Origin of the sequence: Allobosea sp. Root483D1 (genome assembly GCF_001429505.1) — a bacterium.
In the GTDB taxonomy this organism is placed as follows: domain Bacteria; phylum Pseudomonadota; class Alphaproteobacteria; order Rhizobiales; family Beijerinckiaceae; genus Allobosea.
Genome location: NZ_LMJW01000022.1, coordinates 418,420 through 434,398 on the forward strand (window position 1 = coordinate 418,420; position 15,979 = coordinate 434,398).

General features: G+C 67.4%; 12 protein-coding genes and 1 pseudogene. 6 read left to right on the forward strand and 7 right to left on the reverse strand.

Going from position 1 to position 15,979, the window contains the following annotated elements:
• The 3 genes and pseudogenes from ASE66_RS24875 to ASE66_RS24885 all read right to left on the reverse strand — a co-directional run.
• Positions 1-1,959 (reverse strand): annotated as a pseudogene (locus ASE66_RS24875) (hypothetical protein); the annotation flags it as partial.
• Positions 1,960-2,159: 200 nt separating this feature from the next.
• Positions 2,160-3,017 (reverse strand): 3-mercaptopyruvate sulfurtransferase, encoded by an 858-nt coding sequence (gene sseA / locus ASE66_RS24880; RefSeq protein ID WP_057192421.1) that lies wholly within the window; start codon positions 3,015-3,017, stop codon positions 2,160-2,162.
• Positions 3,018-3,069: 52 nt separating this feature from the next.
• Complete coding sequence (locus ASE66_RS24885) at positions 3,070-3,786, reverse strand: alanyl-tRNA editing protein (RefSeq protein ID WP_057192422.1); 717 nt, start codon at positions 3,784-3,786, stop codon at positions 3,070-3,072.
• Between the two features lie 159 nt (positions 3,787-3,945).
• Between ASE66_RS24885 and ASE66_RS24890 the strand changes: the two genes are divergently transcribed.
• The gene (locus tag ASE66_RS24890) at positions 3,946-4,755 is read left to right on the forward strand and encodes an SDR family NAD(P)-dependent oxidoreductase (RefSeq protein WP_057192423.1); all 810 of its coding nucleotides are present in this window, start codon (positions 3,946-3,948) and stop codon (positions 4,753-4,755) included.
• A 46-nt stretch (positions 4,756-4,801) separates the two neighbouring features.
• Here ASE66_RS24890 and aac(3) read toward each other — a convergent pair whose 3' ends face one another.
• Complete coding sequence (gene aac(3), locus ASE66_RS24895) at positions 4,802-5,626, reverse strand: aminoglycoside 3-N-acetyltransferase (protein ID WP_057192424.1); 825 nt, start codon at positions 5,624-5,626, stop codon at positions 4,802-4,804.
• 9 nt (positions 5,627-5,635) lie between these two features.
• On the reverse strand, positions 5,636-7,093 hold the full coding sequence (locus tag ASE66_RS24900) for a cryptochrome/photolyase family protein (RefSeq protein WP_082613716.1): 1,458 nt from the start codon (positions 7,091-7,093) through the stop codon (positions 5,636-5,638).
• A gap of 143 nt (positions 7,094-7,236) precedes the next feature.
• Here ASE66_RS24900 and ASE66_RS24905 point away from each other — a divergent pair, with 143 nt between their 5' ends.
• Complete coding sequence (locus tag ASE66_RS24905; RefSeq protein WP_057192425.1) at positions 7,237-7,827, forward strand: DUF2345 domain-containing protein; 591 nt, start codon at positions 7,237-7,239, stop codon at positions 7,825-7,827.
• A 91-nt stretch (positions 7,828-7,918) separates the two neighbouring features.
• On the opposite strand, the gene ASE66_RS24910 is transcribed toward ASE66_RS24905, so the two are convergent.
• Positions 7,919-11,107: an efflux RND transporter permease subunit gene (locus tag ASE66_RS24910; RefSeq protein ID WP_057192426.1), complete on the reverse strand. Its 3,189-nt coding sequence runs from the start codon at positions 11,105-11,107 to the stop codon at positions 7,919-7,921.
• Between the two features lie 73 nt (positions 11,108-11,180).
• On the reverse strand, positions 11,181-12,314 hold the full coding sequence (locus ASE66_RS24915) for an efflux RND transporter periplasmic adaptor subunit (RefSeq protein ID WP_057192427.1): 1,134 nt from the start codon (positions 12,312-12,314) through the stop codon (positions 11,181-11,183).
• A gap of 251 nt (positions 12,315-12,565) precedes the next feature.
• Here ASE66_RS24915 and gatB point away from each other — a divergent pair, with 251 nt between their 5' ends.
• The 4 genes from gatB (at position 12,566) to ASE66_RS24935 (ending at position 15,890) form a co-directional block, all read left to right on the forward strand.
• On the forward strand, positions 12,566-14,047 hold the full coding sequence (gene gatB / locus ASE66_RS24920) for an Asp-tRNA(Asn)/Glu-tRNA(Gln) amidotransferase subunit GatB (protein WP_057192428.1): 1,482 nt from the start codon (positions 12,566-12,568) through the stop codon (positions 14,045-14,047).
• A complete protein-coding gene (locus tag ASE66_RS24925) occupies positions 14,044-14,550 on the forward strand; it encodes a GNAT family N-acetyltransferase (protein ID WP_057192429.1) in 507 nt (168 codons plus the stop codon). Before gatB ends, ASE66_RS24925 begins: the two co-directional genes overlap by 4 nt.
• A gap of 34 nt (positions 14,551-14,584) precedes the next feature.
• Positions 14,585-15,070, forward strand: a complete 486-nt coding sequence (locus ASE66_RS24930; RefSeq protein ID WP_057192430.1) for a GNAT family N-acetyltransferase — start codon at positions 14,585-14,587, stop codon at positions 15,068-15,070.
• Between the two features lie 112 nt (positions 15,071-15,182).
• The gene (locus ASE66_RS24935; RefSeq protein ID WP_057192431.1) at positions 15,183-15,890 is read left to right on the forward strand and encodes a glutathione S-transferase N-terminal domain-containing protein; all 708 of its coding nucleotides are present in this window, start codon (positions 15,183-15,185) and stop codon (positions 15,888-15,890) included.
• Positions 15,891-15,979 lie beyond the last annotated feature (89 nt).

Below are 15,979 nucleotides of genomic sequence, written 5' to 3' on the forward strand. Positions count from 1 at the left end.
CTGGTAAAGGAAGGAGGGATCTGCGCCGTTCGCGACGGCGCGGTCGATCGCGGCAGCGACGGACCAGTTGTTGAGCGAGAGGCCGGAGGCGCTGCTCCAATCGGAGACGGGCGAGCCCGAGCCGGCACCGACCAGCGAGCCGGGCCTGAGCGTGACCTCGACGGCTTTGGCGGTGTAGCTGACCTCGCTGGTGACGCCGACGCCGAAGGAGCCGACGGTCGTGACATTGCCGAAGGTTCCGGTGCGTCCCCCCGCGGCCGTCAGCACGCTGTAGGGCGCGTTGAAGCTATAGGAGCCGCCGCCGGCGACGAGCTGGATCGTGCCGCCGAGTGCCGCCGTGCCGGTGACGGTGAGCAGATCGGCGGTCGCGCCGGCGATCTCGACCCGGTAGGTCGAGCCGGCTGCGAAAGTCACGTTGCCGTTGACGGTCAAGGTTCCGACCGAATTGCCCGGCGAAAGCGTGCCGCCGCTACCGACCGTCGTCGTGCCGACCGTACCGCTGCCGCCGAGCGTGCCACCCGAAAGAACGGAGATCGTGCCGCCGAGCCTGCCGCCGGAACTGTCGCCGACCAGCAGCGTCCCTCCGGAGATCGTCGTCGTGCCGGTGAAGGCAGTGCTGTTCCCGGTCAGGAGCGTCGTGCCGGAGATCTGCTTGAGCGTGCCGCTTCCCGTGATCCCGGCCGCGAACTTGTAGTCCGCATCGGTGTGGTTGAAGACGATAGTGCCCGTGCCGTTGCCGAATATCACCGCCGCCGCATCGACGCTGCCCGCCGCTCCTGCGGCCGAACCTTCGGCGGCGCCGATGTTGAGCGTGCCCTTGCTGCCGGCCTCGTACGCGATGTGGACCGTCCCGCGGAGCGTCGCGCCTTCGGCGACGGTCACCTTCCCCTCGCCGAACCAGCCGATCATGGTGTAGACGCTGGCGTTGAGGAGGCTGTTGGGGCCGCGCAGATCGATCTCGCCGCTGCCGCCGGCCGTGGTGCCGAGCAGCAGCTGCGACGTCTGCAGTTCGCCGCCGCCATTGACGGCGATCGACCCCGCCGATGCCATGCCGAGCCGGATCTGGCCGGCCTCGAAGCGGCTGCCTGTGCCCGTCACCGTCAGCGTGCCCGACGAATTGGCGACGTTTGCGATGTAGATCGCGCCGGTCTTGGCAGTGGCGCCGCCACTGAGGGTGAACTGGCCGCTGCCGGCATTGCCGATGACGAGCGTGCCGCTAATGCCGTCCCAGCGTGAGCCGCTCCCGGTCACGGTGACCGTGCCGGAGCCCGTCGCCCCGTTTCCGAGGGTGGTCGCTCTCGTCGCGGCCTTGCCGCCGTTCGTGACGGAGACGGTGCCGCTGCCATTGCCACCGACGATGGTGACGCCGTTGCTGGCCAACTGCGAGCCGGTTCCCGAGATCGTCAGTGTGCCGTTGCCGGATCGGTTGGTGGTGCTGTTGTGATGCTCGCCGAGATTGAGGTTGCTCGTGACCGTCAGCGTGCTGGCGCCGGTCACCTCGATCGTACCGGTGCCGAAGGCGCCGATCTGCAGGCCGGTGCTTGTCCAGCTCGACGCGCCGGAGAGCGTGGCCGAGCCGGCTTCGAGCTCGCGCGCATTGCCGGCATTGTTGTTGCTTTGCTCGCCGACCGCGCCTGACGATGTCGTCAGGCTGGCGCCGCCGGTGATGGTCAAGCTGGCGCCGCCCGAGGCATTATCATAGCCGACATACAGCGTCGAAAGTGAAGGTGCGCCGCCGGTCAGTACCGGCATCGTCGGCGCGGGGCCGGAAATGACCGGGTTGCTACTGGCGCCGGGGGGCGAGCCGGTGTTCCAGTTGTCGCCATTGCTCCAGTCGTTGCTGGAGCTGCCGTCCCAGCGCATCTGGGCCTGGGCCAGGTCCGGCAGGGCTATCGCGAATACCGCCGCCCCCAGCAATTGTACATGGCTACGGGCGAGGGTCCCAGTCGAGCGGGGCATGGCAGGTCCAAGGCGGGCGGCGAGCGCGTTCGCGATTCTGCGCACCGGTAATACTGTCATGCGGCTGGCGGCGTGGGCTGCCCCCAAATGGGGATAAAGCCCTTTGTCACAAAATAGTCATACTATGTGGCGCACCGGACACAGATGAAGCGCGACGAGCCGGCGGTGAGAGCGGGGCGCTGGTCGGGCCCCTCGGCCTTTCACCCCACCTTCGCCGGCCCGGTCGCGACCGGGCGCTCGCTCGCGCCCCATTCGGCCCAGGAGCCGTCATAGACAGCGCGCGCCGGCTTCCCGAGCAGCTCCAGCGCCGTCGACAGGATCACCGCCGAGACGCCCGAGCCGCAGCTCGTCAGCAGCGGCTTGTCGATGTCGACGCCGGCCTCGCGGAACGCCGCGGCGAGCGCTTCGGGCTCCTTGAGCTTGCCATCGGCCACCAGCGCGGAGGAGGGCAGGCTGAGCGAGCCCGGCATGTGGCCGGAGCGCAGGCCGGGGCGCGGCTCGGGCGCCTCGCCGCGGAAGCGGTCGGCGGGCCGGGCGTCGACCACCTGGATCGCGCCGCTCTCGAGCGCGCGGGCCACATCGTTGATGTCGGCGACGGCGGAATGGTCGAGCCTGGCGGTGAAGCTGCGCGGCTTGCGCGGTTTCGGCGCGCCGTCCTCGACCGGACGGCCCTCCGCCAACCATTGCGGCAGGCCGCCTTCGAGGATCACGACGTCCTTGGCGCCGAAGGTCTGGAAGGTCCAGCGCACCCGCGGCGCCGAGAACAGGCCTAGCCCGTCATAGACGACGATGCGCATGCCGTCGCCGATGCCCATGGCGCCGACGGCGGCGGCGAAGGCATCCGGCCGCGGCAGCATGTGCGGCAGATCCGAATTCTTGTCCTTGACCGCGTCGATGTCGAAGCGCACCGCACCCGGAATGCGTTGCTGGGCATATTCGGCCGCCGCGTCGCGTTTCTGGGCCGGCAGGTAATAGGAGCCGTCCACCACGATGATGTCGGGCGCGTCGAGCCGCTCGGCCAGCCATTGCGTGGAGACGAAGATGTCGTTGCGGGCCATCGCGCGGTTCCTCGGAACTTGAGTCTGTTTTCAGGATGTTATGGCGGAAAGCTCAGACGAGCGCGATGCGCACGCGCCGGTTCTGCTTGCCCTTCTTCTCGACATCGGTGACCGCGACGGCGCCGATCTCGGAGGTGTTGCGCACATGCGTGCCGCCGCATGGCTGCAGGTCGATGCCTTCGATCGAGACCAGCCGGACCCGGCCCGAGCCGCGCGGCGGCTTCACCGACATGGTCTTGACCAGGCCGGGATTGGCATCGAGTTCCTCGTCGGTGATCCAGCTTTCGCTGATCGCGGCGTTCCTCGCCACCAGCGCGTTGAGCTTCTCGGTCAGCTCCGCCTTGTCGAGCCCGCCTTCGGGAATGTCGAAATCGAGCCTTCCGTCGCCATCGCCGATCGCGCCGCCGGTGACGGGATAGGGCAGGACGACGCTGAGCAGGTGCAGCGCGGTGTGGATGCGCATGCGCTTCAGCCGGCGCTCCCAGTCGAGCTTCGCCGTCACCTTGTCGCCGATCGCGGGCGCAGCCTGGCCTTCGAGCGGGACATGCAGGATGCGGCTCTTGTCCTCGGGATTGTAGATCGCGGTGCCGATGGCGATCTCGGATCCGCCATTGCGGACAAGCGCGCCGGCATCGCCGGGTTGGCCGCCGCCGGTGGCATAGAACACCGTCCGGTCGAGCTCGATGCCACCGCGCTCGTTGATCGAGACGACGGTCGCGGGGGTCTCGGCCAGATAAGCGTCGTCTCGGAACAGCAATTCGGTCGGCATCGCGATCTCCTTTGTTCTGACAGTTTATCGCAGGCGGCGCCGCGCTGGAAAAGCCGGTGGAAGGCGAAACGGGGACGCCGCCGGCAGGGCTTCCGCAACAAGCCTCGCGGCACTAGGGTCCGGCGCAGGACTGCCGCGGCATGGAGGCCCGACCGAGACATGACCATGCCGCGCATCGAGCCGCAGGACGGGGTCGCCTGGGTGACCGGGGCGAGCTCGGGCATCGGTGCGGCCGTGGCGCTGGAGCTGGCGCGGCGCGGCTGGACGGTGGCGGCGACCGCGCGCCGGCTCGACAAGCTCGAGGCGTTGGCGCTGAGCGCGGGCGGGCTACCGGGGCGGATCGTCGCCCATGTCGGCGATGTCGCCGATCCGATGGCGATGGCGGCGGTGGTCGAGGGAATCGAGAGCGTGCACGGGCCGATCGCGCTCGCCTTCCTCAATGCCGGCCTCGCGCCGAGGAATGGGCCCGGCCTGATCGACGTCACGGCCTTCGAGCAGGTCTTCGCCGTCAACCTGATGGGCGTGGTGCGGGGCATGGCGGCGCTCGCCGAGCGCATGGCGGGGCGCGGCAAGGGGCAGATCGCGGTCAACGCCTCGCTGGCGGGCTATCGCGGCCTGCCCGGCGCCGCCGCCTATGGCGCCTCGAAGGCGGCCGCGATCCATCTCTGCGAGGCGCTGAGGTTCGATTGCGAGCAAAACGGCATCCGCCTGCAACTGGTCAATCCCGGCTTCGTCGACACGGCGATGACCCGCCGCAACAGCTTTCCGATGCCGTTCATGGTGTCGCTTGACGAGGCGGCCGCCCGCATCGTCGACGGCTTCGCCGGTGGCGGCTTCGAGATCACCTTCCCCCGTCGCCTGGCCTGGTTGATGAAGGCGCTGCGGCTGCTGCCTTACCCGGCCTATTTCTGGGCGGTGCGCAAGCTGGCCGGCGAACATCGCGGCGGCCGGCGCGACGGTGCGGTTTAGGCAGAGAAGACTCCTTGCCCAACAGCTTGGGCGATGGCGTTCAGAATCAAGGCGAGCCTGATCCGAACCGCGCTTCGAGCCAGCCCACGCCGTAGGCGGTGATCGCCGCCGCATCGACCAGCGCGGATGACGCACCGCCGATCATCCCTTGCCGCCCCTGGCCACCGGCGAGGAACTCCGTCACGATCTCCGCGAAATAGTCCTCGGCCAGCCCTGCGACGATCGGATCGCCGGTGTCGAATTCCTCGATCATGCGCCATTGCGTGCCGGCCGGCGTCGCGAACGGCACCTCGATCCGCCGGATGCGCTTGCCGGAGATGTCAGCGAGATGCTCGGCATGGTGCAGCAGGGTCAGCGTGTCGAGCGGCGCGCCGAGCATCAGCACCTTGCCGCCGGCGGCGACGAGCCTGGCCAATGGCGAGCCTTCGCCATAGCCGTAGTCGAGCGGGTGGTCGGCGGTGAACCACTCCGCCTTCGCCCCGAGTGCGATGAGCGAAGCGCCAGGGTTGCCGCTGCGCAATGCTCCTGGTGTCGTCCGCAGGAATTCCGGCAGCACGCCATTGTCGCGGATCGCGCGCGAGCGTTGCGGATCGAATGGCGGGATATGGTCGCGCCATTCCGGCGGCACGCGGCCGTCCTCATCTACCAGGTCTTCGTAACGCGCTTCCCAATCGGCATAGGCGAGGACGGTGCCCTCGGGGCCGACGGCATCGGAGAGCGCGGCGATGATGGTGTCGGGGCCGTCGAGCAGGCGGCCGACCTTGCTCACGGCCGCGTGGACCATGACGGCATCGCCGGGAGCGAGGCCGAGCTTGGCGAGACCGGCGGCGAACGCAGCGCGGGTGACGAAGGCGGCGGGAGGCAGCGTCATGGTGGCCGGCTATTCCGAACGCAGGGCGGCAAAGGCGTCAAGGGCGCGCCGGCGGCCGAAGTCGAGCGCGATGACCGGCTTCGGATAGTCCCGGCCGAGGACGATTCCGGTCTGTTTCAATGCGCTCGCCGGCGCCTCCCACGGCCGATGGATGAACTTGTCGTCGAGCCCAGCCAGTTCGGGGACGAAGCGCCGGACGTAAACGCCCTTCGGATCGAATTTTTCGCCTTGGGTCACCGGGTTGAAGACACGGAAATAGGGGGCGGCATCGGCGCCGGAGCCGGCGACCCATTGCCAACTCGCCGGATTGTTCGCGGGATCGGCGTCGACCAGCGTGTCCCAGAACCAGGCTTCCCCGGCTCGCCAGTCGGTCAGCAGGTGCTTGATCAGGAATGAGGCCGTGATCATCCGGACGCGGTTATGCATCCAGCCGGTCTGCCAGAGCTCGCGCAGGCCGGCATCGACGATCGGATAGCCGGTCAAGCCCTTCTGCCAGGCTCTCAGGCCGGTTTTGTCTTTCTCCCAGGACATCGCATCGAAGCGGCGATCATAGCTGACGCTGGCGAGGTCAGGATTGTGGAAGAGCAGATGATAGGAGAACTCGCGCCAGCCGATCTCGCTGAAGAACTTCTCGACATCGGCGGCCGAGCCTGGTGTGTTGCCAGCCTGCCGTGCAGCTTGGGCCGCATGCCAGATCTGGCGCGGGCTGATCTCGCCGAAGCGCAGATGCGGCGACAGCCGCGAGGTCGAGAGCCTGTCCGGGCGGTCGCGTGCCTCGCGATAGCCGGCGAGTGTCTCGTCGAGAAAAGCGTCAAGCCGATGCCGTGCGCCATCCTCGCCGGGCGTCCAGCTTTCGCGCAGCCCACCGGCCCAGTCGGGCCTCGTCGGCTCCAAAGCGAGATCTGCGACCGTGAGTATCCGCTTGCGCAGCGCTGCCGGCAGTGTCGCCTTGCTGAGCCTGGCCGGCGCAGGAAGCGGAGCCGCGGGCTCGCCGCCCTCGCGCACAGCGCGCCAATAGGGCGTGAACACCTTGAACGGCCCATCCGTTTTGGTTTTCACCTGCCATGGCTCGTTGAGCAGATTGGCGTTGAAGCTCTCGACCGCGGTGCCGGCCTCGGTGAGCGTGGCCTTCAGTGCCTTGTCGAGGGCGATCGCGGCGCTGTCATAGCGCCGGTTCCAGGCGACGTAGCCGCTGCCGGTGCGTTCCACGACATCAGGCAGCACCTCCGCCGGATCGCCGCGCAGGACCAGCAGTTCGCCGCCTTTCGCCGCGATGGCTTCCGACAGCGCCGTCAGCGAGCGTGACAGCCACCAGCGGGCGGCGGCGCCGAGCGGCCGGCGCTCCGCCGACGTGTCGAGGATGTAGAGGCAGATGAGATGGCCGCGGTCGATCGCCGCTCTCAGGGCTGGGTTGTCGGAAAGGCGCAGGTCGTCGCGGAACCAGAGCAGGGCAGGGCGTGCGGTCACTCGGTGAGGCCTTGTCGATGCGATGCTCTGATACGCCGACGGAACCGGTTTGGTTGCGTGGTGCAAAGGGATAGTGGCGCCGCGAGCCGCCGCGGTTCGTGATAGATTATGTCGACTGCGCGAAAAAGAAGGGGGACGGGCTCATGGCGGCGCCGGAAATCGAGGCCCTGAACCGGCGCGTCGCCGCGCTCGAAGCGCAGCTTTCCGCCTTGCTGCAGGCGGTCAATGTCGGGCGTGGCGGTACGGTCGCGATCACGGCCCCGGCTGGGCTGTCGATCACCGTCGGCGGCACCTGCACGATCAGTGTCGGTGCCGAGCTGGCACTGACGGTGGGAAGCAATTTCCGGACGGCGGTGGGCTCGGCCTATGTCGTCAATGTCGGTGCCGGCATGCGGACGAACGCGGGAACCAGCATCGGCGTGTTCGCCGGCACTGCGCTGACCATGAACGCCAATCGCGAGATCAGTTTGTCGACCCGTGCCTTCGAGGTCGCGGCGGCGGTCAGCATCGATCTCGACAGCAGCAAGGATTTCGAGATCGCCAGCGGCAAGGCGCTGGTGGTGAAGGCCGCCGACAGCATCCTGCTCGATGCGGGTTCGGCGGAAATCAACTTGAAGAAGGACGGCTCCGTCGATCTCAAGGGCAAGGACGTGACGATCCGGGCGAGCGGCAAGATCAATGCGACGGCGAGCTCGGACGTCGTGATCAAGGGCTCGAAGATCAAGCAGAATTGAGCCGCGGCGCGGCCCGGTTGGCGATCCTTGGCTTAGCGTGGCGGGCAAAGAAAAAGGCCCCGCCTGAGGGCGGGGCCTTGTCGTTGGTCGGTCAGTGGTGGGCCTGCGGCGTCGCGTCTTTCGGCTCGGCTTCTTTCTTCTTGCTGCCGAGCGAAGCGAGCCAGCGCACCACGACGTAGAACACCGGGGTGAACAGCAGGCCGAACAGGGTGACGCCGATCATGCCCGAGAACACCGCGATGCCGAGCACCTGGCGCATCTCGGCGCCCGCGCCGATCGAGATCGTCAGAGGCAGCACGCCGAGGATGAAGGCGAGCGAGGTCATCAGGATCGGTCGCAGCCGGGTCCTGGCGGCGGCGATCGCGGCGTCGCGCCGGCTCATGCCCTCGTCCTCGGCCTGCTTGGCGAACTCGACGATCAAGATCGCGTTCTTCGCTGCGAGACCGACGAGCACGACGAGGCCGATATCCACCAGCACGTTGCGGTCGAAGTCCTTGTAGCCGACGCCGATCATCGCCGCGAGGATACACATCGGCACGATCAGGATGACCGCCAGCGGCAAGGTCCAGCTCTCGTAGAGCGCCGCCAGCAGCAGGAAGACGAACACCACCGCGAGGCCGAAGGCGATGATCGCGGTGTTGCCGGCGAGCTTCTCCTGCAACGCGATCTCGGTCCACTCGAAGCCGAAGCCGGCCGGCAGTACCTGGGCTGCGATTTTCTCCACCGCCGCGATGCCCTGGCCGGTCGAGTAGCCGCGCGCCATCGACATCTGCACTTCAGCCGCCGGATAGAGGTTGTAGCGCGGCACGCGATAGGCACCGGTCGTATCGGCGAAGGTCGCGACGGAACCGATCGGCACCATCTCGCCATCGGCATTGCGCGTCTTCAGGTCGGCGACGTCGCGGATGTCTAGCCGCTGGGGATTGTCCGCCTGAGCCGTGACGCGGAAGGTGCGGCCGAGGATGTTGAAGTCGTTGACATAGGCCGAGCCCATATAGATCGACAGCGTCTCGAACACGCGCGTCACCGGGACACCGAGCATCTCGGCCTTGGTGCGGTCGATATCGGCGTAGATCTGCGGCGTCTTGGTCGAGAACAGCGTGAAGGGCTGCTGGATACCGGGAGACTGCCCGGCGGTTCCAGCGACGGCCCAGGTCGCGCCTTCCAGCGCCGCCAGGCCCTTGCCACCGCGATCCTGGACATAGCCCTTGAGACCGCCGCCATTACCGATGCCGGGAACTGCCGGGGGCTCGATGATCAGCGCGAAAGCCTCGCCGATCGAGAACAGCTGCGTGCGCAGGTCGTTGAGGATGCCCTGGGTGGTCAGGCCGGCTTTGGCCCTCTCCTTGAAGTCGGTGAGGGTGACGAAGGCAACGCCGGCATTGGGCGCCAGGGTGAAGGTCGCGCCGTCGAGACCGGCGAAGGCGACGGCATGGGCGACACCCGGCCGTGACAGCAAGATGTCGGTCGCCTTGCGGATGACCGCGTCGGTCCGCGGCAGCGACGAGCCCGGCGGCAGCTGGAAGACGGCGATGAAGTAGCCGCGGTCGAGCTGCGGCACCAGGCCCGTCGGAATCGACGCCAGGCGCTGGCCGGCGACCGCGATGAGCGCGGCATAGACCAGCAGCATGACGACGCCGAAGCGGATCAGGCGCGAGGTCAATGAGCCGTAAGCGTGCGAGAGCCAGTCGAAGCCCTTGTTGAAGTACTTGAAGAACCAGCGCAGCGGCGCGCTGAGCATCGCCAGGAAGCCCTTCGGCTCTTCATGGCTGTGCGGCTTAAGCAGGATCGCCGCCAGGGCCGGCGACAGGGTCAGCGAGACGAAGCACGAGATCGCCGTCGAGGCTGCGATCGTCACCGCGAACTGCTGGTAGAATGTGCCTTGCAGCCCGGTGATGAACGCGGTCGGGATGAACACGGCGCACAGCACCAGTGCGATCGCAAGCAGCGCACCGCCGACCTCGTCCATGGTCTTGTGAGCGGCGTCCTTGGCGCTCATGCCCTGCGCCAGATAGCGCTCGACGTTCTCGACCACGACGATCGCGTCGTCGACGACGATGCCGATCGCCAGCACCAGCGCCAGCAGCGAGATCGTATTGAACGAGATCCCGACCGCGCTCATCACCAGGAAGGTGCCGACCAGCGAGACCGGGATCGCGATGATCGGGATGATCGCGGCGCGCCAGGTCTGCAGGAACAGGATCACCACGATCACGACGAGCACGATCGCCTCGAGCAGCGTCGTGACCACGGCCGAGACGGATTCCCGGATGAACTCCGTCGGGTTGTAGACGATGGTGTGTTCGACGCCGGCCGGGAAGTTCTTCGAGAGCTCCTGCATCGTCTTGATGAGGGCCTCCGACGCTGCCAGCGCATTCGTCCCCGGGCGCTGGAAGACGCCGATCGCGACGGCTTCCTTGTTGTCGAGATAGGAGTTGGAGAGGTAGTCCTGCGCGCCGAGCTCGACGCGGGCAATGTCGCGAACACGGATCGTGCCGCCGTCCGCATCCGAGCGCACGACGATGTTGTAGAATTCGTCGACGCTGGTGAGGCGCCCGAGCGTGTTGACCGAAAGCTGGAACGCGCCGTCCGACGTCGCCGGCGGCTGGTTGATCGCGCCTGCCGCGACCTGGATGTTGGCGGCGCGGATCGCGGCGACGACATCGCCTGCGGTCAGGTTGCGCGCCGCGACCTTGGCCGGATCGAGCCAGACGCGCATCGAATAGTCACGCGCACCGAAGACCTGGACGTCGCCGACGCCCTCGACGCGGGTCAGCACGTCCTTGACGTTCAGCGTCGTGTAGTTCGAGACGTATTGCTGGTCGCGCGAGCCGTCCGGGGACAGCATGTGGATGACCATCAGGAAGTCGGGCGAGGCCTTGCGGACCTGCAGGCCGAGCGTGCGCACTTCCTGAGGCAGGCGCGGCTCGGCGGCCGAGACGCGGTTCTGCACGAGCACCTGGGCCTGATCGACATCGGTGCCGGCCTTGAAGACGACGTTGATCGTCACGCGCCCGTCGCCGGTCGACTGCGACGAGATGTAGAGCATGTCGTCGACGCCGTTGACCTCCTGCTCGATCGGCGCGGCGACCGTCGAGGCGACGACCTCGGCCGAGGCGCCCGGATAGTTCGCGGTGATCGTGACGGTCGGTGGCGCGATCTCGGGATATTCGGCGATCGGCAAGGTACGCAGGGTGATGGCACCTGCGATCGTCAGCAGCACCGAGAGCACGGTCGCGAAGATCGGCCGGTCGATGAAGAAATGGGCGAAGCGGAACATGCTTTGGTCCTGGCCAAAGAGAGTAGGGCGGACGGAAGATGCCGTCCGCTCTTGGCGCGGCCTGTTCAGGCCGTCAGTTGGCGGCGGCGGCCTTGATCTCGGTCGGCTGCGGGGTCACAGCCACGCCTGGGCGCACCATCGGGTTGGCGATGCCGGTCACGATCACCTTGTCGCTCGCAGCCAGGCCCTTGGTGATGACGCGCAGCCCGTCGCTGATCGCGCCGAGCTGAACCGGCTTCGGCACCACCTTGTTATCGGCCCCGACCGTCAGCACGATCTTGTTGGCCTGGTCGGAGACGATGACGGCATCCGGCACCAGCAGGGCGTCGGCCTCGCCGGCGAAGAGCCGCAGGCGCCCGAAGGTCCCCGGCGTCAGCAGCCCGTCGGAGTTCGGGAAGACGGCACGGGTGCGTATCGTCGCCGAACGGGCGTTCAGCGTGTTGTCGACGAAGTCGATCTTGCCTTCGCGGTCCCATTTGGTTTCGCTCGCCAGCCGCACGCGTACCGGCGTGCCGGGCTTCCGCAAATCCTGTGACTTCGCATAGCGAAGATAGTCGGCTTCGGAGGCGTCGAAGACGAACTTGATCGGGTCGACGGCGACGATCGTGGTCAGCAGCGTCGCGCCCGACTGGCCGCCGGCGATCAGGTTGCCCTGGTCGACGCGCCGGTTCGAGGCGCGGCCGGCAAGCGGCGCGCGCACCTGCGTCCATTCGAGATTGAGCTCGGCCGTCTTCAAATTGGCCTCGGCCGCCTGCTGGCTGGCGATCGCGCCGTTGAGGTTGGCGCGGCGCTGGTCGATGTCGCGGGCGGTGATGGTGCGGTTCTGCGTCAGCGCCTCGGCACGCTCGACCTCGTTCTGCGAGAGGTCGACCTGCGCCTTGGCACGCGCGACTTCAGCCCGGGAAGCGTCGACCGCGAGCTTGTAGGGCCGCTGGTCGATGGTGAAGAGCAGGTCGCCGGTCTTGACCATGTCGCCGTCGCGGAAGTGGACCGAGTCGAGGAAACCGGAGACGCGAGCGCGGACCTCGACCTGTTCGCTGGCCTCGAAGCGGCCGGTGAACTCGTCCCAGTTTGTGACGCGCTTGGCGAGCGGGTTGGCGACGGTGACCGGCGGGGCCGGTGGGGCGCCTTGAGCGAGCGCCTCGGCGGACAGGGCCGGAAGCAGGGCCGCCAGGGCGATGAGGGCCCGGCTGGAGCGGCGGATCATGTGAAACTCCGAGAATGCGGGCGCGGCGCAACCTTCACGGTTTCCGGCCGAATGCGCAACAACTCCATCGGACTGACGATTGTCAAGTTTCTTCACTCGACAATTTCGACGATATTTTCATCGCCACCGGCCATCGCCGCCCCGGAGTGGCGCGAAACCGGAGCAACAGATGCTTGCTGGCGGCGGGCCGAGGCTCTACCTGAAGGACGCGCGCGCCAGCGTCAGCAGCAACACCTCATGGAAGTCGTCTCATGAATGCGCATGTCCGCCCCGCCGACCCGAAGAAGCTGATCAAGGGCGCGACCGGCGACTGGGAAATCGTGATCGGCCTCGAAATCCATGCGCAGGTCACCTCCAACGCCAAGCTGTTCTCCGGCTCCTCGACGGCCTTCGGCGGCGAGCCGAACGCCCATGTCAGCCTGGTCGACGCCGCGATGCCGGGCATGCTGCCGGTGATCAACGAGGAGTGCGTCCGCCAGGCGGTCCGCACCGGCCTCGGCCTCAACGCGAAAGTGAACAACCGCTCAGTCTTCGACCGCAAGAACTATTTCTACCCCGACCTGCCGCAGGGCTACCAGATCAGCCAGTACAAGCATCCGATCGTCGGTGAGGGCGAGATCGCGGTCGACCTGTCGCCGACCGAGCAGATCAGCGTCGGCATCGAGCGGCTGCATCTCGAGCAGGACGCCGGCAAGTCGATGCACGACCAGCATCCGACCATGAGCTTCGTTGATCTCAACCGCTCGGGCGTGGCGCTGATGGAGATCGTATCCAAGCCCGATCTGCGCTCGGCCGACGAGGCCAAGGCCTATGTCTCCAAGCTGCGCACCATCCTGCGCTATATCGGCTCCTGCGACGGCGACATGGAAAAGGGCAATCTGCGCGCCGACGTCAACGTTTCCGTCCGCAAGGTCGGCGCGCCGCTCGGCACGCGCTGCGAGATCAAGAACGTCAACTCGATCCGCTTCATCGGCCAGGCGATCGAGGTCGAGGCCCGCCGCCAGATCGGCATCATCGAGGATGGCGGCACGATCGACCAGGAGACCCGTCTCTACGATCCCGGCAAGGGCGAGACCCGCTCGCTGCGTTCGAAGGAAGAGGCGCACGACTACCGCTATTTCCCCGATCCGGACCTGCTGCCGCTCGAGTTCGACGACGCCTTCGTCGCCGAGCTGAAGGCGCATCTGCCGGAGCTGCCCGATGCCAAGAAGGGCCGCTTCATCGCGCAGTACGGGCTCTCGCCCTATGACGCCTCGGTGCTCGTCGCCGAGCGCGAGCAGGCCGACTATTTCGAGGCCGTGGCGAAAGGCCGCGACGGCAAGGCCGCGGCCAATTGGGTGATCAACGAGCTGTTCGGCCGCCTTAACAAGGAAGGCAAGGACGTCGCGGCTTCGCCGGTCTCGGCCGCGCAGCTCGGCGGGCTGGTCGACCTGATCGGCGAGGGCGTCATCTCCGGCAAGATCGCCAAGGACCTGTTCGAGATCGTCTGGACCGAAGGTGGCGATCCGCGCGAGATCGTCGAGGCCCGCGGCATGAAGCAGGTCACCGACACCGGCGCGATCGAGAAGGCGGTCGACGAGATCATCGTCGCCAACCCGGACAAGGTCGAGCAGGTCAAGCTGAAGCCGACCATGCTCGGCTGGTTCGTCGGCCAGGCGATGAAGGCCTCGGGCGGCAAGGCCAACCCGCAGGCCCTGAACGAGATCCTGAAGAAGAAGCTCGGCATCGAGTGACGCAACCCGGTCTCATCATCCGCGACGCTGAGACCGCCGATCTGCCGGCGGTCCGCTCGCTTTTGGTCGAGACCTGGCACGATACCTATGACGGCATCTACGGCTGGCGCCGCGTTGCCGAGATCACCAATGCCTGGCATTCCCTCGATGCGCTCGCGGCCCAGCTCGGCCGCGACAGCGGCGTCTTCCTGATCGCGCTGTTGGGCGAGGAGGTCGTCGGCACCGCCTCGGCCCGGCACGAGCCGGACCGGGCGGCGATGCTGACGCGGCTCTATGTCTCGCCGGCGCGGCAGGGCGCGGGCATCGGGCGCACCCTGCTGCAGGTCGCGCTCGCCTGCTTTCCCGAGGCGCCGGTAGCGCGGCTGGAGGTCGAGAGCCAGAACGAGCTCGCCATCGCTTTCTACGAGCGCATGGGCTTCTTCCTGCAGCGCCAGGCCCGCTTCGACGGGCGTGAGGACACGCCCAACACGCTGATCATGGCCAAGCGCCTGGTAATGATCTGAGCGCAAGCCCGGTGAAGCCCCGACGGAGACGACGATGACCGAGACCGCCGCCCTGTCCGGCGTCACCATGCGCGAGGCGCGCCGCGACGATGTCCCGCGCATCGTCTCCCTGATCCTGCTGGGCGCTCCCAAGCAGGTGCGCGCGCAGGCCGAGATCGCGCAGGAGGCGGCCGATCCGGCTTACCTCACCGCCTTCGACGAGATCGCGGCCAGCCCGTACAACACGCTCTTCGTCGCCGAGTTCAATGGAGAGGTGGTCGGCACGCTGCAGGTGACCCTGATCCCGGGCCTGATCAATCGCGGCCGCAAGCGCGCCAAGCTCGAAAGCGTCCATGTCGATCCGGCCCTGCGCGGCCGGCGCATCGGCGAGGCCATGGTCGCCCATGCCGTCGACTTCGCCCGCCAGAAGGGCGCCGGCCTCGTCGAGCTCACCTCGGACAAGGCGCGCGAGGCGGCGCACCGCTTCTATCGCCGCATCGGCTTCGACCAGAGCCATGAGGGCTTCAAGCTGAAGCTGTGAGGCGTCGCCCGCATGCCGCGCCCGCTCCCGGCGCACGGCCCCGGCGCTTACGCCGGCCGGACCCGAGACCTAGATGTCCTGACGACCCGCAACAACCCGCGAGGACTGGGACATGGCAGCAGTGCAGGGCAAGCCGATCGATCTCCATTACTGGCCGACGCCGAACGGCTGGAAGATCTCCATCATGCTCGAGGAAACCGGGCTGCCCTACAACGTCATTCCGGTGAACATCGGCAAGGGCGAGCAGTTCAAGCCTGAGTTCCTGGCGATCTCGCCGAACAACCGCATGCCGGCGATCGTCGATCCCGACGGGCCGGACGGCAAGCCGATCTCGGTCTTCGAATCCGGCGCGATCCTGCAATATCTCGGCCGCAAGACCGGGAAATTCTATCCGACGGACGAGCGCGGCCGCGTCGCCGTCGATGAATGGCTGTTCTGGCAGATGGGCGGCTTCGGCCCGATGCTCGGCCAGACCCACCATTTCCGTATCTACGCGCCGGAGAAGGTGCCTTACGCGATCGACCGCTATACCAACGAGGCAAACCGCCTCTACGGCGTGCTGAACAGGCGCCTCGAAGGCCGCGACTATGTCTGCGACGACTATTCGATCGCCGACATGGCCTGCGTCGGCTGGGCTCGCGGCTGGGAGCGCCAGGGCCAGGACATCGCGCAGTTCCCCAATGTCGGGCGCTGGCTCGAGACGATGCTGGCGCGCCCGGCGGTCCAGCGCGGGCTCAAGGTCGCCGAAGAGCTGCGCAATCCGGCCGGCATCTCGACGCCGGAGGAAAAAGCGGTCCTGTTCGGCCAGAAGGCGCGCTGATCGGGAGCGTCATGCTCGGGCTTGACCCGAGCATCTCTGGACAAGAGATCCTCGGGTCTGCGCTTTGCTGCGCCCGAGGATGACGGCCC

Bases quoted from the DNA above. Each gene is read 5' to 3' on its own strand.
- sseA (WP_057192421.1), bottom strand. From the start codon at position 3,017: ATGGCCCGCAACGACATCTTCGTCTCCACGCAATGGCTGGCCGAGCGG.
- ASE66_RS24885 (WP_057192422.1), bottom strand. From the start codon at position 3,786: ATGCCGACCGAATTGCTGTTCCGAGACGACGCTTATCTGGCCGAGACC.
- ASE66_RS24890 (WP_057192423.1), top strand. From the start codon at position 3,946: ATGACCATGCCGCGCATCGAGCCGCAGGACGGGGTCGCCTGGGTGACC.
- ASE66_RS24905 (WP_057192425.1), top strand. From the start codon at position 7,237: ATGGCGGCGCCGGAAATCGAGGCCCTGAACCGGCGCGTCGCCGCGCTC.
- ASE66_RS24910 (WP_057192426.1), bottom strand. From the start codon at position 11,107: ATGTTCCGCTTCGCCCATTTCTTCATCGACCGGCCGATCTTCGCGACC.
- ASE66_RS24915 (WP_057192427.1), bottom strand. From the start codon at position 12,314: ATGATCCGCCGCTCCAGCCGGGCCCTCATCGCCCTGGCGGCCCTGCTT.
- gatB (WP_057192428.1), top strand. From the start codon at position 12,566: ATGAATGCGCATGTCCGCCCCGCCGACCCGAAGAAGCTGATCAAGGGC.
- ASE66_RS24930 (WP_057192430.1), top strand. From the start codon at position 14,585: ATGACCGAGACCGCCGCCCTGTCCGGCGTCACCATGCGCGAGGCGCGC.
- ASE66_RS24935 (WP_057192431.1), top strand. From the start codon at position 15,183: ATGGCAGCAGTGCAGGGCAAGCCGATCGATCTCCATTACTGGCCGACG.